Below are 22,444 nucleotides of genomic sequence, written 5' to 3'. Positions count from 1 at the left end.
AGTATTCCAGAGACGATTGTGATTGAACCGAGACGCTGCGGCGTACTGGATTCCCCGCTTGCCGCCTACGCTGAAGCTTCGGCGCCCCTAGACTGAAGCCCCGGCGAAGCCTTGGCGTAGCCGGGTCGCGGGGAATGACAGCGGAGTTTGGGGAGAGGACTTCGCGCAACAACCGCGCCCTGCCCGATCCTGCCAAAATGCTCCTGTTTTGCCCGACGTGTCAAATGCCGGTGCAACCGGCATCAACCGTCATGCCCCACACATAACCCATTGATCCGACTAACGTCGACTACTGTGCATGGGGTTGTTTTCGCATTTTTATGCGCAGGCAGCCTCACGCCGCCTGCGACACCACGCGATTGCGGCCGTCGTGCTTGGCGCGGTAGAGCGCGGTGTCGGCGCGCTTGAGCACGTCGGCGACCGACTCGCCCTTCTGCTCCAGCGTGGTGAGCCCAATCGAGATCGTGACCTCGATGCGCTTGGTGCCCTTGTGGACGGCAAAGGGCTCGCCCGCGATCGAGCGGCGCAGGCGCTCGGCCACCATGCCGGCAACGTGGAGATCGGTCTCCGGCATCACGATGACGAACTCCTCGCCGCCGTAGCGGCAGGCCAGATCGATGCCGCGGATCGACTTGCGCACGCGCACCGCGAATTCACGCAGCACGTCGTCGCCGGCGTCGTGGCCGTAATTGTCGTTGATCGACTTGAAGTAGTCGATGTCCAGAATCATCAGCGCCAAGGGCTTGCCGCGGGTCGAGGCCTGCTCGGCGAGCGTCGCCAGATGGCTCTCCATGTAGCGACGATTGTGCAGGCCGGTGAGCGCGTCGGTGATCGCCATCTCGATCGAGTTCTGCACGTTGTCACGCAGATGATCGGTGTAGCGGCGGCGACGGATCTGGGTGCGGGCGCGCGCCAGCAGCTCGGTCTTGTCGATGGGACGCAGCAGATAGTCGTTGACGCCGATCTCGAGGCCGCGGAGCAGCCGCGTCGAGTTCTCGGGGTCCGCGATCGCCAGGATCGGCACGTGACGCGTGCGCTCCAGCGAGCGCGCCTGGCTGCACAGCCTGAGACCGTCGAAATTGTTGAGGTCGAGCGAGACGATCAGCAGGTCGTAATTGCCCTCGGCCGCGTGGAACAGCGCCTCCGTCGGGTTCGGCTCGACGTCGATGGTGTGCTCCGCGGCGAGGATGGTCGCCAGCCGTTCATAGGAGGACTGACGGTCGTCGACCAGCAGAATGCGGCCGCCCCGGCCGGTGTCGGCCACGGCGCTGCGCTCGGGCGCCTGCATGCCGATTTCGAGCGAGGTGATGGCGCGCATGCGCAGCTCATCGGTCATCATCTTCAGCCGCGTCAGCGAGCGCACGCGCGCGATCAGCACGACGTCGGAGACAGGTTTTGTGAGGAAATCGTCGGCGCCGGCTTCCAGCCCGCGATTGCGGTCGGCGGGGCTGTCGAGCGCGGTGACCATCACGACGGGGATGTGGTGCGTCGCCGGATCGGTCTTGAGACGGCGGCAGACCTCGAAGCCGTCCATGTCGGGCATCATCACGTCGAGCAGGATGATGTCGCATTCGGCGCGGCTGGCCAGCGCCAGCGCTTCGGTGCCGTTCGAGGCGGTCATCACGTCGAAATATTCGGCGGACAGGCGGGCTTCGAGGAGTTTGACGTTGGCGGGAACGTCATCGACAACCAGGATACGCGCGGACACTTTGAACTCACTTCCTATCCGATAAAACGCCGGACCGTCTCAATGAATTTGCCGACCGAGATCGGCTTGGACAAATAGGCCTCGCAGCCGCCCTCGCGGATGCGCTCTTCGTCGCCCTTCATCGCGAATGCCGTGACCGCGACGACGGGAATGGCACGCAACTCCGGATCGTCCTTGATCCAGCGCGTCACCTCGAGCCCTGAGACCTGCGGCAATTGGATATCCATCAGCACGAGGTCGGGCCGCATCTTGCGAACGAGGTCGAGCGCCTCATATCCGTTGCTGGTGCCGGAGGTCTGATAGCCGTGCGCCTCCAACAGGTCGCGGAAGAGCTTCATGTTGAGCTCGTTGTCTTCCACGATCAGGACGGTCTTAGCCATCCCGCCCTCCTGTTTGGTCCGCAGACCGATACATGTGACGCCTCAGGCGCCGCTCGCCGGCGCTTCGAAAACTGGATTCAAACTAGCCTCAGATTCGCTCCAGTTTCGTTAAACCCGAGGGCCGACTTTCTGCGATGTGGTTTCCAGTTGCTTGTCGGCGGTCTTGAGACTCGGGCATGATGGTTTCAAAGTAGACACCGAAAGTTAACGGAAAGGCAAACCGGACCCTTGAAAAAGCCTGTTCACAACCCTCGCGAAGTCGCTGAAATCGTTGCGATTCAGGCGCTCTCTTTTGTGGCCGGCGATCCCGAGCGGCTGGGCCTGTTTCTGGCTGAGACAGGGGTCGGTCCGGAGACGCTCCGGAATGCCGCCTCGGATCCCAATTTCCTCCTCAGCGTGCTCGATTTCGTGATGCGCGATGATGCCACTGTGAAGGCCTTTGCCTCGACCGCCGAGCTGCATCCGACCAACGTTGCTGCGGCGCGGCAAATCCTCGGCGACGCGCTCGGCGATCCCAGTTGGGAGCGCGACGTGCCGTGACCGCGCCCGACCCGGCCGGGCCTCGCTGCTTCTGCCGGGATTGTTCGGCCGATCTGGATATGGGTGTGCGGCGGTGTTCCGCCTGCGGTTCCCCCCGCCTTGTCCGGCACCGGGCGCTCGCCTCGCTGACCATCGCCCATATCGACTGCGACGCCTTCTATGCGACGGTCGAGAAGCGCGACAACCCTGAGATCGCCGACAAGCCCGTCATCATTGGTGGCGGTAAGCGCGGCGTGGTGTCGGCCGCCTGCTACATCGCGCGCACCTATGGCGTGCGCTCGGCCATGCCGATGTTCAGGGCGCTCGAGGCCTGCCCGCACGCGACCGTGATCCCGCCGGACATGGCGAAATACGTCCGTGTCGGCCGCGAGGTGCGCCAGGCCATGCAGGCGCTGACGCCGCTGGTCGAACCGCTCTCGATTGACGAGGCCTTTCTCGATCTCTCGGGCACCGAGCGGGTGCACGGCATGGTTCCGGCCAAAGTACTCGCGCGGTTCGCGCGCAACATCGAGCGCGACATCGGCATCTCCGTCTCGGTCGGCCTGTCCTGCAACAAGTTTTTGGCCAAGATCGCCTCCGACCTCGACAAGCCGCGCGGCTTCGCCGCGCTCGATCAGGAGGAAGCCCGCGTGATGCTGGCGGAGAAGCCGGTCGGCTTCATTTTTGGCGTCGGGCCGGCCACCCAGGAGCGCCTCGTTCAGCGCGGCTTCCGCATCATCGCTGACCTGCAAAGGGCCGACGAGATCGAGCTCATGCGACAGTTTCCGAGCGACGGCCGCCGGCTGTGGCGGCTCGCCCGCGGCATCGACGACCGCCGCGTCGAGCCCGACCGCGGCGCCAAGACGATTTCGAGCGAGACCACGTTCGAGACCGACATCCGCGATTTCGCGACACTGGAGAAGATTTTGTGGCGGCTCTGCGAGAAGACGTCGTCGCGGCTCAAGAGCAGCGAGCTTGCCGGCTCGACCGTCACGCTGAAGCTGAAGACCGCCGATTTCCGCCAGCGCACCCGCTCGCAGTCGATCGCGGCCCCGACGCAGCTTGCCGCAAAGATCTTCTCGATCTGCCGCGAGATGCTGGCGAAGGAGATCGACGGCACCGCCTTCCGCCTGATGGGTGCCGGCGTCAGCGCGCTGCGCGATGGCTCGCCCGCCGACGACACCGACATGCTCGACCGCCGCGCCGCGCATGCTGAGCGCGCCATGGATAATTTGCGCAAGAAATTCGGCAGCGCCGCCGTGATCCGCGGCATCGCGTATGACGGGCCGGAGAAGGCGCAGGAGTGATTCCACCGGCTGAAATCAGTCGTGTTCGAAGATCCTGGCGCCCGGATAGATGCGTCGGGCGTACTGAACGACCAGCTGGCGGTCCTGGGTCTCCAGGAACGGAGTTCGGATCTGACAGGACCCGATGATGAGGTGCCACAAGCCGTTAAGCCTTCGAATGATGACGTTCATTGAGCCTCCTCGCAGTGACCCGAGTCGGCTCAAAGTGCAGGAATCCACCGCCCTCCCTCAATTGTACGAGCGTAAGAGCAGCGTATGAGAAGGATTGGAAGAGATATACAAAGGTATGTTGGCGAGGCCCTCTGTCAGGTCCTGTGCTGATGGGTTTCCATCCGAACGCGTTGAGAGGCTGACCATCGTGACAGGCGAACGCGACCTCAACGCGCTGCTGAGGAACATGAAGCCGGAGATCCTGGACGGTACCTTCGTGTTTTGCACGGTTCCAGCAAGCGAACCCATTTCCACAGCGCTCAATCCGCAGCTGACATTTCGCGAGCAGGAAGGAACGACGCTGGTGATCCTGCGCGAAGAAGCCGAGGCGTCCGGCTTACGCTACGCGTTCGCCTCGCGCCTGATCACGCTGACGATTCACTCCGCGCTCGATGCGGTGGGCTTTCTGGCGGCTATCACGGCGCGACTGGCCGAGGCCGACATCAGCGTGAATGCCGTTTCGGCCTTCCACCACGACCATCTTTTCGTGCCTGTTGAGCGTGCCGATGAGGCGATGACTGTTTTGCGAGCGATGTCCGCAGCAAAGTAGGATGGGTAGAGCGAAGCGAAACACATCGAGCTCTTCCCGCGCAACAAGGGTGATGGGTTTCGCTTCGCTCTACCCATCCTACGGTCGTTTCAATCCGCGACGGCCACCGCCTCGATCTCGATCAGCCATTCCGGCGCGGCGAGCGCGGAGACGCCGACGAGGGTGGAGGCCGGAGGCTCCATGCCTTCGAAGAAGGCCGAGCGGGCCTTGCCGATGATCGGGCGCAGCTCCGGCTTGTAGTTCACGACGAAGGTGGTGATCTTCACGATGTTGGCGTAGCTCGCGCCGGCCGCTTTCAGCGCGTGCCCGAGATTCTGCATCACCTGCGTCGTCTGCGCGGCGAGATCGCCCTCGCCGACGATCCGCCCCTCCTCGTCCACCGACACCTGGCCGGAGATGTAGATGGTGCGCGCACCGGAAGCGGTCACGACGTGGGAATAGGCGGGATTGTGATGCAGGCCGCTGGGGCGGAGATGGTCGAGCTTGGGCATGGTGCTTGCCTCCCGGAGGTTTGTGGTTGGGAAGGAGCGTAGCTGGGGATGATGACAAGGGCTAGATGCGACGAGCGCCGGACCGCAGGATGCCGTTCAATTACAGGGCTTGCTGTCCTTGACGTCGAACTTGCCCATCGCGCCGGAAATCACGAAATCGTTGTAATCGAGCACGAGCTGGCGCGAGACGCCGTTCTCGTAGAGCTCGAACGCCATCGCATAGACCGGCGTCTGCTCGCCTTCCTTCCGCTGGACGTCGCGGTCGAAATAGCTGACGGTGACCGGCCAGCGCTTGAGCGACTTCATGTGTTCGTCCGTGGTCGATGCATCGGGCGAAGCAGTGCGGTCGGCGGGGACCGGCTGGCCGATCACGGTCAGCGTGTTGTAGACCTTCTGGCCGTCGTCGGAGCCGTCATAGACGGACAGCTCGAGCAACGACTTGCCGTCCTTGGCGGCGGCAATGATGCGCTGGATCTGCTCGGTCGGGAACACGATCTTGCCGTCGAGGGTGAAGTTCTTCGGCGCCGGCAGCTTCAGCTTGACGTTGATGTGGTCGCCGTCGCGCTCCGCCGAACCATCGACCCGGCCGGCGTCCGCCTCGTTCATCCGCGTCTCGATCTTGAAGCGGTAGCTCTTGCCCGCAGCGTCCTCCCAGGAATTAGAGCGGAGGTCGCTCAGCGTGATCTTGCCCTCGCCGCTGTCGAGCTCGGAGACCTGGCGGAATTCGGAGGTGTAGCCCTCGCACGAGCTGCCGGTGAAGTTGTAGAGGATGCGGCCGCGCGCGCTGTTGACTGAGTTGGAGCGCGATTTGACGAGGCTCAAATCATAGAGCGCCTGATGCGCGAGGAACGGACCATTGGCGGCCTGCGCTCCACCGCTGGAGCCGAAAGCGGCCGCCGCGAGCGCCATCACACCGAGCGAAGTCCGGAAAAGGTGCACCATGTCTCATCCCTGGGAAGCGCAGATTCGACAGTTTAGTGACCGTTCCATTGCGTCGCAACTGAGGCCGTTTCACGTAAAGTTGCGGCCCCCGCGTTGAACCGCCTGCCCTGCCTCAACAAAATGCATCCCCTTCCGGTTGCTTGCATGTGGCGGCACGATGGGCGAAACAGGGCGCGCCCGGCCTCCAACGCCCGGGCGGATGATTTTAGGACAACGAGGTCGAACATGGCGGGCACGGTCGAGCAGAAACTGGCGGAACAGGGCATCAAGCTGCACGAGGCCCCCACCCCGGTAGCCAATTACGTGCCGTTCGTGCGCACCGGTAATTTGCTGTTCGTCTCCGGCCAGGTCTGCTTCGCACCGGACGGCAAGCTGATCGCCAAGGGCAAGCTGGGCGCCGGCGTTTCGATCGAAGACGGTGCCGCGGCGGCGCGCGGTTGCGCCGTCAACCTGCTGGCCCAGGTCAAGGCGGCACTCGGCGACCTCGACAAGGTCGTGCGCGTGGTGCGCCTCGGCGGCTTCATCAACTCGGCGCCGGACTTCCTGGACGGGCCGAAGGTCCTCAACGGCGCCTCCGACCTGATGGTTGCCGCCTTCGGCGACAAGGGCCGCCATGCCCGCACCACCGTCGGCGTGGCCTCGCTGCCCGCGGATGCGGCGGTCGAGGTCGAAGGCGTGTTCGAGGTCGCCTGACACGGAGCTGACGGCGTTGCGCGCTCCTGATTGGCTGACAGCCCGGCCGGTCGCTCATCGCGGCCTGCATGACATTTCCCGTGGCATCGTCGAGAACATGCCGGGCGCGGTGCAGGCTGCGATATCGGGCAATTTCTCGATCGAGGTCGACATCCAGCTCTCCGCCGACGGCGAGGCGATGATCCATCACGACCATGCGCTCGGCCGCTTGACCGAAGCCACCGGCGAAGTGGTCTCGAAGACCGCCGCGGAGCTGAAAGCGATCAAGTTCAAGGACACCGGCGAGCGCATGATGTCGCTGTCCGACCTCTGCGCTATGGTCGCCGGTCGCGTGCCGCTGGTGATCGAGGTGAAGAGCCATTTTGGCGGCGACCGCAAGCTGGTGAAGCGGATGGCCGAGGTGCTGGCGTCCTATCAGGGCCCGGCCGTCGGCATGTCCTTCGACCCCGACCAGGTGCTGGCGCTGCGCGAGCTGCTACCCTCCCGCCCGCGCGGCATCGTTGCGCAGCGAACCTATGAGGACGAGTACTGGGCAAAGCTGACGCAGGAGCAGCGCGACAGCATGCTGTACCTGCGCCACGGCTTTCAGACCCAGCCGCATTTCGTCGCCTTCAAGGTCGACCACCTGCCGGCGCCCGCCCCCTGGATCGCCCGCAATGTGTTCGGCTGTGCCCTGCTCGGTTGGACCGTCCGCACCCCGGAGCAACGGACCCGGGTCGGGCAATATGCCGACCAGATGATCTTTGAGGGATTCGTGCCGTAGGCATGATGTTCCTCACCCTTGAAGTCGCTGCTGCAATGCACGATCTTGGGCACGATGGCATCATCTGAAATCACGCTCGAGGCGGTACCGTCCATTGGCGAGGTATCTGCCGAGGATTGGGACGCCTGTGCCAATCCCGGTGGACGGTGCAATGGGGTTGGCAACGGAACCTCATCCGCCCATCCAGGCGATTCTCTCGGCCTCTTAAAGCCCACCTATAACCCCTTCGTCTCGCACGCGTTTTTATCCGCAATTGAGAAATCGGGTTCGGCCACGATCCGCACCGGCTGGGGGCCGCGGCATCTCGTGGCCAAGATCGATGGCCGCGTCGCCGGGGTCGTGCCCTGCTATCTGAAATCCCATTCTCAGGGCGAATACGTTTTCGACCGCGGCTGGGCGGACGCCTATGAGCGCGCCGGTGGACGCTACTATCCGAAACTCCAGGTCTCGGTTCCCTTCACCCCGGCAACCGGGCCGCGGCTGCTCGTCCGCGACGGCGTCGATCGCGAGCGCATCGCGGAGGCGCTGGCGAGCGGGCTGGTGGCCCTGTGCGGCGTCAGCAAGGCCTCCTCGGTGCACGTCACCTTCGCGCGTGAGGCGGAGTGGAAGCTGCTCGCCGGGCACGGCTTCCTCCAGCGCACCGATCAGCAGTTCCACTGGCATAACGAAGGATTTGCGACCTTCGATGATTTCCTCACCACGCTCAATTCGCGCCACCGCAAATCGATCAAGCGCGAGCGGCGCGACGCGTTGGCCGCCGGCATCACCATCCACTGGCTCGCCGGCAAGGACATCACCGAGGATGCCTGGGACGCCTTCTTCGAGTTCTACATGGAAACCGGCTCGCGCAAATGGGGCCGGCCCTATCTGACGCGGGAGTTCTTTTCGCTGATCGGCGAAACCATGAGCCAGGACGTGCTGCTGGTGATGGCCCGCCGCAACGGCCGCTGGATCGCCGGCGCGATCAACTTCATCGGCTCGGACACACTGTTCGGCCGCAACTGGGGCGCGGTCGAGCATCATCCGTTCCTGCATTTCGAAGTCTGCTACTATCAGGCCATCGATTTCGCGATCAAACACGGCCTCGACAATGTCGAGGCCGGCGCGCAGGGCGAGCACAAGCTCGCGCGCGGCTACCTGCCGCGCACCACCCATTCCGCCCACTTCATCGCCGATCCCGGCCTGCGCCGCGCCATCGACGATTACCTCAAGCGCGAGCGCGCCTATGTCGCCGAGGCCGGACGTGAGCTCGCCGAGCTCGGCCCGTTCCGGAAAGGCGCGGACGAGGCGCCTTGACGGGTCGCCATGGCTGGTGACAGTAAGCGCCAAATCCTAGGGAGCCGTCATGACCGCCTACGACACCAACAACATCTTCGCAAAGATCCTGCGCGGCGAATTTCCCTGCCACAAGGTCTATGAGGACGAGCATGTGCTAGCCTTCCTGGACATCATGCCGCGGGTTACAGGCCACACGCTGGTGATCCCGAAGGCCCCTGCCCGCAACATCCTCGACATCAAGCCTGATGACTACGCCCACGTCGCGCGCGGCGCGCACAAGATCGCGGCCGCTGCGATGAAAGCGTTCGAGGCCGACGGCATCACCGTGCAGCAGTTCAACGAGCCGGCCGGCGGCCAAGTGGTGTTTCATCTCCACATGCACGTCATGCCGCGCCACGACGGCGTGGCCATGCTGCCACCCGCCAGCCGCAAGGAAGACGTCAAGGTCCTGGAAGAGAACGCGGCGAAGCTGATCGCGGCGTTGAAGGCGGGATAGCTGCCTCCACATCGTCATTGCGAGCACAGCGAAGCAATCCAGACTCTTTCCGCGGAGACAGTCTGGATTGCTTCGTCGCTTCGCTCCTCGCAATGACGGCGTGGAGCGACCTCACTCCGTCTGAAAATCCCCCGCCTGCGGCGCGGCCAGCGGCGTGAATTCGCAACGATCTGGCTTGATGTCGATCAGCGGCGTGTTGTCGATGCAGTCGAGCCCGCGCACGAGAATGGCGTTTCCCTCGATGCCGACCAGCTTCACGATCGAGGTGCCGATCGGATTTGGCCTGACCGGTGAGCGCAGCGAAAACGTGCCGCGGGTCTTCTCGTTGTTTTTCGGGCTTTGCAGGACGATGTCGCGGCGCGACTTGTCGAGCCAGTAGAGCACTTCGAGATTGCTGTAGAAATCGACGCCCTTGATGGCCGGCACGAACGGCTCGAAGATCTCGAGCCGGCACACCGGGCCGTCGTGACGCCCCTGTCGCGGCGTCTCCATCCGCGAGGTCCAGGGCGTGCGGATGCGGCCGATGAAGACGAGGCCGGCATCCTCCGTCGACGGCAGCTCGATGGCGACCTCGCCCTCGCGGAGCTCGTTTTCGCGAACCATATTTCCAGTTCCTTAGCTGTTCGCCGGCGGTTTTAGCCCAACCACCACTTCCCGGCCAGCATGAAGACTTCGCCTGTTACCACGCCCGCGAAGATCGAACGGCGGGTCAGCAGGAAGACGACGAGGCCGGCGGCGACCGCACCGTAGCGCAGGAGGTCAGGCACGCTTGCCAACGCCCCCGGCGGCTCGACCACGATCTGGGCGATGACGCCGGCCAGGATCGCGGTGGCGACCGCCCTCACCCAGACCAGGAGCTCTGAGCCCTCGTCGATGCCGCCGCCGAACCACAGGCCCAGCATGCGCCATATCTGATTGGGAACAACGCCGGCGACGAACAGCACGACAAGCGCGTGCCAGTCGCCGATGAGCTGCGCAGCGCTCATGCGCGCACCTCCCGCCACCAATGCACGCCATAGGCGATCGTCCCGGCCACGAGGCCACTGACGAGGATGTCGAGGCCGGAGTTCATCTTCGCGGCCAGCGGATAGAGCAGAACCCCGAGCGTCAGCGCGACGACGTCGGCGACCTCGCGGCTGTTGCGCGCGGTCGAGAACAGGAACGACAACGGCGTCAGCAGCAGGATCGCGGCACCCAGCGTCTGCGTGAGATTGGCGGCGAGGAAATAGCCGACAGTGTTGGCGGTGAGGCACACCGAGACCAGACCGAAACCAAGTCCGTTGACGAAGGCGATCCGCCGCTCGCGCGGCACTTGCGGCAAAAAGCGATGACATTCGACCCACAGCGTCACCGCCGTGAGATGCGCGGCGAAGAACAGCTCACGCCGCTTGGTCGTCGGCGTGCGCATCAGCGGCAGCACGGAAACGACCATCGGGAACAGGCGGATGGCGCTGACGGTCACGGCAATCGCCGACTGGATGACAGTGGCTCCCGAGCCGAGCGTCGTGATCAGGATGATCTGCGCCGGACCTGCCCAGACGAACAGCGTCGAGCAGAGCGCCCAGAGCAGGCTGAAATGAGTGTCGTGGGCGAGCGCACCGATACCGAGATAGGTCGCGAACAGGACGAGAGTGAGGATCGTCTGAGTGATCGAGCGCAGGCCCCACGCAAAGGCGCGCCAGGGACTTTGCCATTGAGGTGAATCGAGCGGAGGAAGCGCCACGGGAGATTTGGTCGGGGTTGCGGAATCGTGCCCGCATAACGGGCAATGCTGTGGCCGGCGTCAAGGAAGCGCGCGGCGGGGCTGGCATGCGTGGGGTCGACACCCAGAGCCGTCATTCCGGGGGCGCAACGAAGTCGCGAGCCTGGAATCCATCGGGCCACAGAGACTGCGGAGAAATGGATTCCGGGCTCGCGCCCAGGTGGGCGCGCCCCGGAATGACAGGAGCGCCCTACCCGCTTACGCCGCGGTTCTTCAGCACAAAGCAGGCGCCGCCCGCCTTGCGGATGCGATTGCAGAGATCATCTGCCTCGCTGCGCGTATCGGCGCCGATGCGCACCTGGTAGAAGGCACGCGTACCGCGGCTGCGCATCACCGAGCTTAGCAGGCTCGGATCGCGGTCGCCGATCACGGTATTCAGCCGCGTGACCGCGCGGGAATACATCGCCAGCGCCCTGTTGCGGTCGAAGCCGGCAGCAAGCTGTACGCCCCAGACCTTTGCGGCGGCGAGCTCCACATGCTGTTCGAGCTCGGCGACAAAGGCATTCGGCGCGCGCTTCAGAAGCGCCATGAGATCGCGGCAGCTCGTCGGCGGCGAACTCGGCGGCCCCTTGCCCGTGCTGCCTGCCTTGGCCCACGCATCGACGCTCGTGCCGGTGATGGCGAAAACGTAGTTGCGCGTCTGCTGCGGCATCGGACCGGTACCGGCGAGCCATTCCTGCACCCGGCGCGGGCCGGCGTTGTAGGCAGCAGCCGCAAGACCGAGATTGCCGAACTGGTTGCGCAGCTCGTTCAAGAACTCCGCCGACTTCGGCAGCGCCTGCACCGGATTGAAGGGATTGAGCAGCCCGCGCTCGCTCGCAGTGCCCGGCATGAACTGCGCGATTCCCTGCGCATGCTCGCCGCTGCGCGTCATGGGCCCCACAGCATCGGCCTGGAAGCGGCTCTCCTGCCAGATCACGCGGGCGAAGAATTCCAGCGGCAGATTGGCATCCCGTGCGGCGGCCTCGATGATCAGGCAGATCGACTCCCGCGTATCGCTCTCGCGCACGGCCGGCTTTTCCGGCGGCGTCGCGAGCTCCTCGACGCTCGGATGCACGAACCGGCTCGGCGCCTCCTGGCCAAGCGCCGGCCACGCCGCGACGGCCTGGCATAACACAGCGAGAACCCGGGCTAAGCGCATGGCCTCCACAATACCGGACAAATCGGACCTTGACTTGGGGGCCCAGCCAACTAGCAACGGGCGACGATATCAACACCGGGCCCGCCCTGATGGTTACAATCTATTTTGATCTCGACGGCACGCTGACCAACCCAAAACCCGGGATCACCCGCTCGATCCAGTACGCGCTGGAGCGACTGAACGTCGCGGTGCCGAGCGAGGATGAGCTGGTCTGGTGCATCGGCCCGCCCCTGCATGCGAGCCTGGAAAAGCTCACCGGCAGCTCGGAACTCGCCGACCGCGCGCTATTGCTCTATCGCGAGCGTTTCAGTGACGTGGGCCTGTTCGAGAACGAAGCCTATGCCGGCATCGTCGACACCCTGACGACGCTTGCCGCGACAACACCGCGCATGTTCGTGGCGACCAGCAAGCCCGCGGTCTATGCCAACCGCATCGTCGATCATTTCGGCTTACGGCCGTATTTCGAGCGCGTATTCGGCTCCGAGCTCGACGGCACGCGTGTCGACAAGCGCGACCTGTTGCGCTACGCGCTCGACGAAGCCAAGGTCGATCCTGCAAATGCCATCATGATCGGCGACCGCAGCCATGACGTCGTCGGCGCGCGCACCAACGGCATGACCGCGATCGGCGTGCTCTATGGCTATGGCAGCGAGGCCGAGCTGCGGGACGCGGGCGCGCATCACATCTGCGCCGCGCATCCCGAACTGCTCGGCCACTGCGTGGCGTAGAGCATGATCCGGAAAAGTGCGCAGCGGTTTTCCGATAAGATCATGCTCAGGACAACAAGCGTCAGCCGCTGACGGTCCCAACGGCCGCGAGCATGCCGGTCTTCGCGTGACAGTTCAGATACTCGAAGAACTGCTCGTCGGCAGCCGCCACCGTGACCTCGTGATAGAGCCGCAGCTTGGCTGACGGACCGAGCGTCGACAGATACTTCATCGCCGCACCGAATATCTTGACATGGGTCGGATGCGACTCCGCCCAACGCTCCAGCGCGGCGAGGCTCTTCCACCAGCTCTGGCCGTAGGACTTTTCGCTGACACCCCCATCAGGCGAAAGCACCTGCATGTAGCGGTTGGCATAGCAGCCGATCGCAACGCCATCGTCGCGCAGAAAATCCATGCCCTCGCGCAGCACCGGTTCGACATCGTCAAGGTAGAGCTTTCGCTCGGATGCCTCGGTATCGCTCCAGTCCTGCCCGGAGCGGATCAGGCAGAGATTGTCGTGCGCCTTCACCCGCAGGCGCGCGCCGTCGCGGATCAATTCCGGCGCACCGCCCGGCGTCATCGGATCGGTCTGCGACAGCGGAATGCGATCGCGCATGCCGCCCCAATAGGCGTGCTCCTGCACCTCGCCGCTCATCCCATCGGCGATTGCGGCGACGCCCTCCGGCCGGTCAAGCGAGGAAAACAGCGTCTCGTGCCGCGCGACCGTGGGACGGAGCGCCTCGATGAAAGTGCCGATGCCCTCGCGATGCTTTTCCGTCCATGCCGCGCGCGCCGGTGCAAACCAGGTGTCGAAGCGCGCGACGTCGTCCCAATAGGCAACCGACACGACGTTCTCGTAGCCGGCCTGGTCGACATAGCGGGCGCGGTCCCAATGCGAAGGGCCGCCCTCGGCAGCAAATCGCCCTGCGATTTCAGCGAGTGCCGCAGCCTCCGGCGCCGCTCCGCGATATTGGACGCCGAAATAGGCCATCACGACGCGGCTCACCGCTGGCTTGTAGCGCGCCACGAACGACGGGTATGGCGGTTGGTAATCATCAGGCACGCGCTTGTGGCGCGTGCGATGGGTTTCGAGATGCAGAGGAATTGCGGATTCCATGATCGTGCCCTCCTCTCGATGTCAGCGATCAACTCGCCGCCGCGTTGATGTCCGCTGGCTCGACGGTATCGACCGGCAGGGCGAACTGCTCGACGCGCTTGTACGGCTTCTTGTTGAGCAGCAGCCGCGTCACATCGGGACGCGAATAATGCCCGGCGGGATCGGCAGCGTTCTTGGCAACACCGATGGCGCCGAGATCGATCTCGGCAATCAGCAGCCCCTCCTGGTCCGGAGGCAGCTTGTCGCCGATCTGGCTGCCGTCGGGGCCGTAGATGGCAGCAAAACCGCCGCCGGCGTGCAGCAGCGCGTGCTTGTCCGGCCGGTCGCAGAGCTCGTCGATCATCGCCTGCGAGACCGTCGCGCAAGGCGCGAGCACGAAGCAGGAGCCTTCGACCGCGTAGACGCGCGAGGCGGCATTGTTGACCTCGGCGCCGAGCGCCGGCGCGAAGGGATCGTAGAGCGAGAAGCTCGGCCACGCCGCGACATGCACCTGCTCGTTCTGGGCGTACATCGCATATTTCGACAATGGCTGGAGATGCTCCCAGCAGCACAGCGCGCCGATACGGCCGATGTCGGCCCTTGCATGCACCGCGAGATCGCTGCCGTCGCCCTCGCCGTAGACAGTGCGCTCCGCATGGGTCGGCCGCAGCTTGCGGCGCTTTGCGATGGTCTCGCCGTCAGGCCCGATCAGCCATTGCGCCAGATAAAGACTGCCGCCGTCGCGCTCGGACAGGCCGAGCACGGCGGTGAGCTTTGCCTTGCGTACGGCGTCGCGCAGGCGCTCGGCCTGCGGACTGTCATAGGACAGCGAATTGTCGAAATAGCGCTGCACAAAACCGCGACCGATCGCCCAGGCCGGCGAGTCCATCCAGATGTGCCAGGGGTAACCGGGGATGAAGGCTTCCGGAAAGGCGATCAGCTTGGCGCCTTTCTCGGCGGCCTCCCTGATCAGCGCGACCGACTTGTCGATCGAAGCGTCGAGGTCGAGCCACGCGGGCGCTGCCTGCACCACCGCTACCTTGTATTTCGGATGTTCGATGCCCATTCCCGCCTCCATTGCCGGTTGATCGGAAGCCATCTCCGATGCAGTCTATTTGGCCAAGCCGGGCGGCCAGGCGCTCGACCGCGGCGGAACAAAAACTCGACTGGAAGGGATCGCCGCCCCGGTACGGAATTTGCCTCCGGACAGGCTCGATCTGCGCCAACATGCGGTTTTGCAGGATGTGAAAGGGAGGCTGTCCTGATGCCAATCCAGTTCACGACAGACGGCAGCCCCGGCTACCGGCGGCTGGCGCTGTGGCAGGACATCGTCTGCGACGTCTTTGTCGGGCTCGACTGCAAGTCCGACCTGGGCAGCGCCTTTCGCGGCTCGGTCACGCAGGCCCCGCTCGGCAAGGCCGTGTGCTCAGAGGTCTGCTCCGACCGCCAGCACGTGTTCCGGACGCCGTCCCGCATCGCGCGTTCGGATCAGGACTTTGTCCTGGTCGCGCTCGGCAATCGCGGCGACGGAGGCGTGGTGCAGGACGGTCGCGAAACCGTGGTCCATCCCGGCGAGTTCGCACTCTACGACACGACGCGCCCCTATGAGCTCAAGTTCAACGACGCCTTCACGCAGACCATCTTCAAGGTGCCGCGGGAGATGTTGCAGCGCCGGCTCGGCGCCACCGAGACGCTCACCGCGATGTCGTTCGGCGCCGATGTGCCGCTCGAACGGCTCGCCTATGATTTCATCTTCAGGCTTTGCCAGAGCGCGGACCGGCTTGCCCCGGACAATGCTGCGGCATTGTCAGAGCAGGCCGTCGATCTGCTCGCGATGGCGCTGAGCGAACGGCTCGGCAAGACGTCGTTGCCGTCCTCCACCCATCGCTCCGCGCTGCTCTACCGCTTGAAGGCGCACATCCGCGCTCACCTTGCCGATCCCGAGCTCTCGCTGTCGGAGGCCGCCGCTGCACTTGGCATCTCGCCGCGCTATGTGAACGATCTCCTCGCCGACGAGGATACTTCGTTCCAGCGCCATGTGCTTGCCGAGCGTCTCGCCCAGTGCCGGCGTGACCTCGCCTCGCCCTTGCTGGCCCATCGCCACGTCAGCGAGATCGCCTTCGCCTGGGGTTTCAACGATCTCTCGCATTTCGGCCGCGTCTTTCGCGAGCATTTCGGCATGTCGCCACGCGACTTCCGGCAAAGCCAGTTGCGGCACTGAACATCCATTCTGGTCAGCTATCACCTTGAGCCTTCGCCTCCGGCGAAGGCACTGCTCGCCAATTCCAGATTGTCTTGCCCCTCGGCCTGGATCAGGCTGTGCGCATGAGGACTCACGCCACCATAAGCGGATCGGAGCTGCTGCTGGGTGTGATCGCGATCAGGCTCGCGGTGCTAGTGCTGGTGGGTTGGGGCCTGACGCTCGTGCCGCGGCAAGCGCGTGATAGCGCATCAATCTGCTCTCCCTCTCCCGTCACGAGGAGCGAGGCTCAGCTTCCAACAAAATCGGCCGGCCCGCGCATCGCCGATGCAGCATTCGATGACATGCGCCTGCACGACTAGGCCACTCCCAAGCAAGGCGGGTATGTGAGCGCGGAGTAGGACGCCTCGCCGGCTTGCATTACCATCGCCATCCAAGGTCGCACCGATCAACCAGCGGCCAGCCGAGGAGCATATCGATGGAATACCGACGCTTGGGCCGATCAGGCCTGATGGTGCCCGCTTTGAGCCTTGGGACCGGCACCTTCGGCGGCGTCGGCCGCCTTGCTGCATGGGGTACGACGGACGCGACCGAGGCGCGGCGCCTTCTGGATATCTGCCTCGATGCAGGGGTGTCGATGTTCGACACAGCCAACGTGTATTCGCTCGGCGAATCCGAGCGCGTGCTCGGTGAAGCCATCAAGGGCCGCCGCGACAAGGTTTTGATCTCGACCAAGGCCACCTTCCGCTTCGGCGACGGGCCCAACGACATCGGCTCGTCACGGCAACATCTGCTCGCAGCCATCGATGGCTCGCTGAGCCGGCTCGGCACCGATTACATCGATCTGTTCCAGCTTCACGGCTTCGACGCCCTCACCCCGCCTGAAGAGGTGCTTGGCACCCTCGACGTGCTCGTGCGCGCCGGCAAGATCCGCTACGTCGGCGTCTCGAACTTTTCGGGCTGGCACCTGATGAAGTCGCTCTCGGTTGCCGACAAGCACGGCTTCCCGCGCTACGTCGCCAACCAGACCTACTATTCATTGATCGGGCGCGACTACGAATGGGAGCTGATGCCGCTCGGCGTCGACCAGGGACTCGGCGCCGTGGTCTGGTCGCCGCTCGGCTGGGGACGCCTCACCGGCAAGATCCGCCGCGGCCAGCCGAAGCCTGACGTGAGCCGCCTGCCCAAGACCGCCGAATTCGGCCCGCCCGTGCCGGACGAGCACGTCTATCGTGTCGTCGACGCGATCGACGAGGTCGCCAGGGAAACCGGCAAGAGCGTCTCGCAGATTGCGCTGAACTGGCTGCTGCAGCGTCCGACGGTCTCGACGCTGATCATCGGCGCGCGCAACGAGACGCAGCTGCGCGAAAATCTCGGCGCGGCCGGCTGGACATTGACCAAGGACCAGATCGCAAAGCTCGATGCCGCGAGCAAGGTGACGCTGCCTTACCCCTACTGGCACCAGCGGGGAACCTTCTCCGATCGCAATCCGCCGGCGGTGTAGAAAGCGAACGCTGAGCGCGCCCCGGCTTGAGCTGCATCAAGCCGGGCCACGCGACCCCTGCCGCGGCGTCGGGGGCGAGCTTGCCGCACGGGAACTGTCCGTGTCCTGCCGGGTTGCGATCCATTCTGCAATTTCCTAATCCGGAGATGAACACGGCTCGAATCAAGCTCGCCTCCATCATGTCGTCTGCCCCGATCGAGCATGCCGACGGCCTGCCGCAGCCGCAGCGCAACCAGGCGGTGCTGACGATTGCGCTCGGCATCATCATGGCTGTCGTCGACAGCGCTATCGCCAACGTGGCGCTGCCGACGATCGCGGCCGACCTCGATGCGAGCCCGGCCTTCTCGATCTGGATCGTCAATGGCTACCAGCTCGCGATCACGATCTCACTGTTGCCGCTCGCTTCTCTTGGCGAGATCGTCGGTTATCGCCGCGTCTATCTGGCCGGGCTCGTACTGTTCACGCTTGCATCCGCATTCTGCGCGCTGGCCCATACGCTGCCGCTGCTGACGATCGCGCGCATCATCCAGGGGTTCGGCGCGGCGGGCATCATGAGCGTCAACGCGGCGCTGGTGCGCTTCACCTATCCGCGCAGCCAACTCGGCCGCGGCATCGGGATCAACGCGCTCGTGGTCGCCTTCTCGGCCGCGGTCGGCCCGACGCTCGCCGCGGGCATCCTGGCGGTCGGAACCTGGCCCTGGCTGTTCGCCATCAACGTCCCGCTCGGTGCGGTGACACTGGTGCTCGGCCTGCGCAGCCTGCCGCACACAAAACCCGCCAGCCATTCCTTCGACTGGCAGAGCGCGGGGCTGTCCGCAATCACCTTCGGCGTCGGCATCGCGGCCATCGATAGCGTCGGCCATGGCGAGTCCGCCGTCACCTGTCTCGTTCAATTCGCGATCGCCATCGTCGCAGGCGCGCTGCTGATCTATCGCGAAACGCACATGACCTCGCCGCTCCTGCCGGTCGACCTGTTGCGCATCCCGGTGTTCGCGCTGTCGATTGCGACCTCGATCGCCTCGTTCTGCGGGCAGATGCTGGCCTTCGTCGCGATCCCCTTCTACCTCCAGAGCCGCTTCGGGTATTCAGCCGTGCACATGGGCCTACTGATAACGCCGTGGCCGATCGCGGTGGCGTTCGCGGCCCCGCTCGCCGGCCGCCTGGTCGAGCGCTATCCGGCCGGCCTGCTCGGCGGCGTCGGGCTCACGCTGTTCGCCTGCGGCCTCGGCGCGCTCGCCTTCCTGCCCGCGGCCCCGACGCCCTTCGACGTGATCTGGCGCATGGCGCTAGCCGGCGCCGGCTTCGGCCTGTTCCAGACGCCCAACAACCGCACCATGATCGCAGCCGCCCCGCGCGAGCGTGCCGGCGGCGCCAGTGGCATGCTGGGCACGGCCCGCCTGCTCGGCCAGACCACCGGCGCGGCGCTGGTGGCGCTGCTGCTCGGCCGCTATCCGACCGAGGGAACCAGGATCGCGCTCCTTGTCGGCGTCGGATTTGCGCTGTGCGGTGCAGTGCTGAGCATGCTGCGCCTGTCCCCCGCGGGCGCGCGCGGCGCCGAGCACGTCCGGGTGCAGGACGACCAGCGCCTGCGCGGCGAATAGCTCACGCCCAGGTTCTTCTGCCCTCGCGCGCAACTTGTGCGTGGCTTAACTATCTGGACCAATGACGTATTGCCCTCCCGCTCCGGTTGCGCTTCATTGACGCGGGGAATAAGGGGCATTTCATGCGTTTATTTGGAATTGCGGCGCTCAGCGTCATGCTGGGCGGCTGCGCGTCTGTCACGCGTGGCACGACCGAAAACATCAGCATCTCATCGACACCGTCGGGCGTGGAAGCCGTCGTCAGCGGAATGGAAGTTCCGACCACCTGCACGACGCCCTGCTCCGTGGTCGTCAAGCGGAACGCCGACATCTCGATCACCTTCCAGAAGGAAGGCTATGAACCGCAGATCGTGCCGCTCAGCCGGGACATACCGACCTCCGGCGCCGCCGGCTTCGCGGGAAATCTTTTGCTCGGCGGTGTCGTCGGCATGGGCGTCGATGCTGCCACCGGCGCGGCAACCGATCACAAGCCGAATCCTGTCATCGTGACCATGCAGCCGTCAGCTCCTGCCCACGCACGGCCACCCGCGCCGAAGAAACCTCGGCCGCCGGCGGCGCCTGCGCCCGACACCGGCACCTAGCGCCTCGCAACTGCCACGCAAACAAAAAAGCCGGCTTTTCAGCCGGCCTTTTCAATTCATCACACGTAGATCAAGCCTTGACCAGCGGGCCCTTCGAGGTCGGCCCCTTCGAGCCGCCGGAGCCACCACCGCCCGGCTTGGACTTGCCCGGCGGACGCTTGCGGGTACCGGGCAGCTTCTCCTGCTTCGGCGTGACCGGGCCGTCGAGAAACTCGAAGCCGATCTTGTCCTTGGTCTCGTCGGCCTCGTCCTTGACCAGAACGACGCGGACGTGGCCGCCGCCCTTGAGCTTGCCGAACAGCACCTCGTCGGCCAGCGGCTTCTTGATGTGCTCCTGGATTACGCGGGCCATGGGACGTGCGCCCATCTGCTCGTCGTAACCATGCTGGACCAGCCAGGCCTTGGCGGGCTCGGACAGTTCGATGGTGACGTCGCGATCGCCGAGCTGCGCCTCGAGCTGAAGCACGAACTTCTCGACCACCGTGCCGATCACCTCGACGCTGAGATGGCCGAACGAGACGATGGCATCGAGACGGTTGCGGAATTCCGGCGCGAACTGCCGGTTGATCGCCTCGTGATCGTCGCCTTCCCGCTTCGAGCGCGTGAAGCCGAACGCCTGCTTGGCGAGATCCGAAGCACCGGCGTTCGTTGTCATGATCAGGATCACGTTGCGGAAATTGACCTGCTTGCCGTTGTGGTCGGTGAGCCGGCCGTGATCCATGATCTGGAGCAGCACGTTGTAGAGGTCGGGATGCGCCTTCTCGATTTCGTCGAGCAGCACCACGCAATGCGGATGCTGGTCGACGCCGTCGGTGAGCAGGCCGCCCTGGTCGAAGCCGACATAGCCGGGAGGCGCGCCGATCAGGCGCGACACAGTGTGCCGCTCCATGTATTCGGACATGTCGAAGCGCAACAGCTCGACGCCGAGCGACGCCGCGAGCTGCTTTGCGACCTCGGTCTTGCCGACGCCGGTCGGACCGGAGAACAAATAGCAGCCGATCGGCTTCTCCGGCTCGCGCAAGCCGGCACGCGCCAGCTTGATCGAAGCGGCGAGCGACTCGATCGCCTTGTCCTGGCCAAACACCGTGCGCTTCAGGGTCTGCTCGAGATGCTTGAGCACCTCGGCATCGTCCTTCGACACGCTCTTCGGCGGGATCCGCGCCATCGAGGCGATCGTGGTCTCGATCTCCTTGATGCCGATGGTCTTCTTGCGCTTGTTTTCGGCGACCAGCATCTGCGCCGCGCCGGACTCGTCGATCACGTCGATCGCCTTGTCGGGCAGCTTGCGGTCGTGGATGTAGCGCGAGGAGAGCTGCACCGCGGCCTCGATCGCCTCATTGGTGTACTTCAGCCGATGGTAGTCCTCGAAGTAAGGCTTGAGGCCCTTGAGGATCGCGATCGCGTCCTCGACCGTCGGCTCGTTGATGTCGATCTTCTGGAAACGCCGCACCAGCGCGCGGTCCTTCTCGAAGTGCTGGCGGTATTCCTTGTAGGTGGTCGAGCCCATGCAGCGGATCGTGCCCGAGGCAAGCGCCGGCTTGAGCAGGTTCGACGCATCCATCGCCCCGCCCGACGTCGCGCCCGCACCGATCACGGTGTGGATCTCGTCGATGAACAGGATGGCGTTGGGGTGCGCCTCGAGCTCCTTCAGCACCTGCTTCAGGCGCTCCTCGAAATCGCCGCGATAGCGCGTGCCGGCGAGCAGCGTGCCCATGTCCAGCGAGAACACGGTCGCGGCCGCCAGAACCTCCGGCACCTCGCTGTCGACGATGCGCTTGGCGAGGCCCTCCGCGATCGCGGTCTTGCCGACGCCGGCCTCGCCCACGAACAGCGGATTGTTCTTCTGCCGGCGGCACAGCACCTGGATCGCACGGTTGATCTCGGAATTGCGTCCGATCACCGGATCGATCTTGCCGTCGCGCGCCTTCTTGTTGAGGTTGACGCAATAAGTCTCGAGCGCTTCGCCTTTCTTCTTGGAGTCCTCGGTACCCTTGGCCTCGGTCTCCTCGTCGACGCCGCGCACCGGCCGTGCCTCGGAGACGCCCGGCCGCTTGGCGATACCATGGCTGATGTAGTTGACGGCGTCATAGCGCGTCATGTCCTGCTCTTGCAGGAAATACGCGGCATGGCTCTCGCGTTCGGCGAAGATCGCGATCAGCACGTTGGCGCCGGTCACCTCTTCGCGCCCGGACGACTGCACGTGGATCACAGCGCGCTGGATCACGCGTTGGAAACCGGCGGTCGGCTTGGCATCGTCGGCGCCATCCGTCACCAGATTTTCGAATTCGGTTTCGAGATAATTGACGAGGCTCGTGCGGAGCTTGTCGAGATCGACGCTACAGGCGCGCATGACGGCGGCTGCATCGGAGTCGTCGATCAGGGAGAGCAAGAGATGCTCGAGCGTCGCGTATTGGTGATGACGCTCGTTTGCGATCGCCAGTGCACGATGCAGGGATTGTTCAAGGCTTTGGGAAAAAGTCGGCATTCGCGTCCTCTATGGCCCCCACCATCATGA

At 64.7% G+C, this 22,444-nt stretch carries 24 protein-coding genes; 12 read left to right on the top strand and 12 right to left on the bottom strand.

Annotated elements, in window-relative coordinates:
* Positions 1–334: 334 nt before the first annotated feature.
* On the bottom strand, positions 335–1,708 hold the full coding sequence (locus tag JQ627_RS05760; protein WP_212483216.1) for a PleD family two-component system response regulator: 1,374 nt from the start codon (positions 1,706–1,708) through the stop codon (positions 335–337).
* Between the two features lie 14 nt (positions 1,709–1,722).
* The gene (locus tag JQ627_RS05755) at positions 1,723–2,088 is read right to left on the bottom strand and encodes a response regulator (RefSeq protein WP_008566616.1); all 366 of its coding nucleotides are present in this window, start codon (positions 2,086–2,088) and stop codon (positions 1,723–1,725) included.
* Between the two features lie 228 nt (positions 2,089–2,316).
* On the opposite strand from JQ627_RS05755, the gene JQ627_RS05750 reads away from it, so the two are divergent.
* The gene (locus tag JQ627_RS05750) at positions 2,317–2,628 is read left to right on the top strand and encodes a DUF3572 domain-containing protein (protein ID WP_212483215.1); all 312 of its coding nucleotides are present in this window, start codon (positions 2,317–2,319) and stop codon (positions 2,626–2,628) included.
* Positions 2,625–3,914 carry a DNA polymerase IV gene (locus JQ627_RS05745; protein WP_212483214.1) on the top strand — a complete coding sequence of 430 codons (1,290 nt, stop codon included), beginning with the start codon at positions 2,625–2,627 and terminating at the stop codon, positions 3,912–3,914. The genes JQ627_RS05750 and JQ627_RS05745 overlap by 4 nt, the downstream gene beginning before the upstream one ends.
* A 15-nt stretch (positions 3,915–3,929) precedes the next feature.
* On the opposite strand, the gene JQ627_RS05740 is transcribed toward JQ627_RS05745, so the two are convergent.
* Positions 3,930–4,085 carry a hypothetical protein gene (locus JQ627_RS05740; protein ID WP_212483213.1) on the bottom strand — a complete coding sequence of 52 codons (156 nt, stop codon included), beginning with the start codon at positions 4,083–4,085 and terminating at the stop codon, positions 3,930–3,932.
* Between the two features lie 187 nt (positions 4,086–4,272).
* On the opposite strand from JQ627_RS05740, the gene JQ627_RS05735 reads away from it, so the two are divergent.
* Positions 4,273–4,674 (top strand): ACT domain-containing protein, encoded by a 402-nt coding sequence (locus JQ627_RS05735; protein ID WP_212483212.1) that lies wholly within the window; start codon positions 4,273–4,275, stop codon positions 4,672–4,674.
* Positions 4,675–4,763: 89 nt separating this feature from the next.
* Here the strand turns inward: JQ627_RS05735 and JQ627_RS05730 are convergent, their stop codons facing one another.
* Positions 4,764–5,165, bottom strand: coding sequence for a RidA family protein (locus JQ627_RS05730; RefSeq protein WP_212483211.1), 402 nt, complete (start codon positions 5,163–5,165; stop codon positions 4,764–4,766).
* A gap of 96 nt (positions 5,166–5,261) precedes the next feature.
* A complete protein-coding gene (locus tag JQ627_RS05725) occupies positions 5,262–6,107 on the bottom strand; it encodes a cell envelope integrity EipB family protein (protein ID WP_212483210.1) in 846 nt (281 codons plus the stop codon).
* 225 nt (positions 6,108–6,332) lie between these two features.
* Between JQ627_RS05725 and JQ627_RS05720 the strand changes: the two genes are divergently transcribed.
* From JQ627_RS05720 to JQ627_RS05705, 4 genes are read left to right on the top strand one after another with little or no spacing between them, the layout of a single operon-like run.
* Positions 6,333–6,800 (top strand): RidA family protein, encoded by a 468-nt coding sequence (locus JQ627_RS05720; protein ID WP_129272253.1) that lies wholly within the window; start codon positions 6,333–6,335, stop codon positions 6,798–6,800.
* A 16-nt stretch (positions 6,801–6,816) separates the two neighbouring features.
* Positions 6,817–7,563, top strand: coding sequence for a glycerophosphodiester phosphodiesterase (locus JQ627_RS05715; RefSeq protein WP_212483209.1), 747 nt, complete (start codon positions 6,817–6,819; stop codon positions 7,561–7,563).
* A gap of 54 nt (positions 7,564–7,617) precedes the next feature.
* Positions 7,618–8,859, top strand: coding sequence for a GNAT family N-acetyltransferase (locus JQ627_RS05710; protein ID WP_212483208.1), 1,242 nt, complete (start codon positions 7,618–7,620; stop codon positions 8,857–8,859).
* Between the two features lie 49 nt (positions 8,860–8,908).
* On the top strand, positions 8,909–9,337 hold the full coding sequence (locus JQ627_RS05705) for an HIT family protein (RefSeq protein WP_212483207.1): 429 nt from the start codon (positions 8,909–8,911) through the stop codon (positions 9,335–9,337).
* Positions 9,338–9,448: 111 nt separating this feature from the next.
* Here the strand turns inward: JQ627_RS05705 and tsaA are convergent, their stop codons facing one another.
* The 4 genes from tsaA to JQ627_RS05685 form a co-directional block, all read right to left on the bottom strand.
* The gene (gene tsaA, locus JQ627_RS05700) at positions 9,449–9,940 is read right to left on the bottom strand and encodes a tRNA (N6-threonylcarbamoyladenosine(37)-N6)-methyltransferase TrmO (RefSeq protein ID WP_212483206.1); all 492 of its coding nucleotides are present in this window, start codon (positions 9,938–9,940) and stop codon (positions 9,449–9,451) included.
* Positions 9,941–9,972: 32 nt separating this feature from the next.
* Complete coding sequence (locus JQ627_RS05695; protein WP_212483205.1) at positions 9,973–10,323, bottom strand: AzlD domain-containing protein; 351 nt, start codon at positions 10,321–10,323, stop codon at positions 9,973–9,975.
* A complete protein-coding gene (locus JQ627_RS05690; RefSeq protein ID WP_212483204.1) occupies positions 10,320–11,060 on the bottom strand; it encodes an AzlC family ABC transporter permease in 741 nt (246 codons plus the stop codon). The genes JQ627_RS05695 and JQ627_RS05690 overlap by 4 nt, the downstream gene beginning before the upstream one ends.
* A gap of 229 nt (positions 11,061–11,289) precedes the next feature.
* Positions 11,290–12,240, bottom strand: coding sequence for a lytic transglycosylase domain-containing protein (locus JQ627_RS05685; RefSeq protein WP_212483203.1), 951 nt, complete (start codon positions 12,238–12,240; stop codon positions 11,290–11,292).
* A gap of 89 nt (positions 12,241–12,329) precedes the next feature.
* On the opposite strand from JQ627_RS05685, the gene JQ627_RS05680 reads away from it, so the two are divergent.
* Entirely contained in the window at positions 12,330–12,968 is a 639-nt protein-coding gene (locus JQ627_RS05680; protein WP_212483202.1) for an HAD family hydrolase, read from the top strand.
* A gap of 61 nt (positions 12,969–13,029) precedes the next feature.
* Here JQ627_RS05680 and JQ627_RS05675 read toward each other — a convergent pair whose 3' ends face one another.
* Together JQ627_RS05675 and JQ627_RS05670 are read right to left on the bottom strand one after the other, a co-directional pair.
* Positions 13,030–14,064 carry a phenylacetaldoxime dehydratase family protein gene (locus tag JQ627_RS05675; protein ID WP_212483201.1) on the bottom strand — a complete coding sequence of 345 codons (1,035 nt, stop codon included), beginning with the start codon at positions 14,062–14,064 and terminating at the stop codon, positions 13,030–13,032.
* Positions 14,065–14,092: 28 nt separating this feature from the next.
* The gene (locus JQ627_RS05670) at positions 14,093–15,109 is read right to left on the bottom strand and encodes a carbon-nitrogen hydrolase family protein (protein ID WP_212483200.1); all 1,017 of its coding nucleotides are present in this window, start codon (positions 15,107–15,109) and stop codon (positions 14,093–14,095) included.
* A gap of 198 nt (positions 15,110–15,307) precedes the next feature.
* Here JQ627_RS05670 and JQ627_RS05665 point away from each other — a divergent pair, with 198 nt between their 5' ends.
* From JQ627_RS05665 to JQ627_RS05650, 4 genes are all read left to right on the top strand, one after another.
* Positions 15,308–16,264, top strand: a complete 957-nt coding sequence (locus JQ627_RS05665; protein ID WP_212483199.1) for a helix-turn-helix domain-containing protein — start codon at positions 15,308–15,310, stop codon at positions 16,262–16,264.
* A 457-nt stretch (positions 16,265–16,721) separates the two neighbouring features.
* Positions 16,722–17,747: an aldo/keto reductase gene (locus JQ627_RS05660; protein WP_212483198.1), complete on the top strand. Its 1,026-nt coding sequence runs from the start codon at positions 16,722–16,724 to the stop codon at positions 17,745–17,747.
* 179 nt (positions 17,748–17,926) lie between these two features.
* Positions 17,927–19,348: an MFS transporter gene (locus JQ627_RS05655; protein WP_212484051.1), complete on the top strand. Its 1,422-nt coding sequence runs from the start codon at positions 17,927–17,929 to the stop codon at positions 19,346–19,348.
* A 122-nt stretch (positions 19,349–19,470) separates the two neighbouring features.
* Positions 19,471–19,929 carry a PEGA domain-containing protein gene (locus JQ627_RS05650; RefSeq protein ID WP_212483197.1) on the top strand — a complete coding sequence of 153 codons (459 nt, stop codon included), beginning with the start codon at positions 19,471–19,473 and terminating at the stop codon, positions 19,927–19,929.
* 70 nt (positions 19,930–19,999) lie between these two features.
* On the opposite strand, the gene clpA is transcribed toward JQ627_RS05650, so the two are convergent.
* The gene (gene clpA, locus JQ627_RS05645) at positions 20,000–22,414 is read right to left on the bottom strand and encodes an ATP-dependent Clp protease ATP-binding subunit ClpA (protein WP_212483196.1); all 2,415 of its coding nucleotides are present in this window, start codon (positions 22,412–22,414) and stop codon (positions 20,000–20,002) included.
* Between the last annotated feature and the right edge of the window lie 30 nt (positions 22,415–22,444).

It is taken from the genome of Bradyrhizobium liaoningense, assembly GCF_018130785.1.
Taxonomy (GTDB): Bacteria; Pseudomonadota; Alphaproteobacteria; order Rhizobiales; family Xanthobacteraceae; genus Bradyrhizobium; species Bradyrhizobium liaoningense_A.
This window is presented reverse-complemented; position numbering and strand designations above follow the sequence as displayed.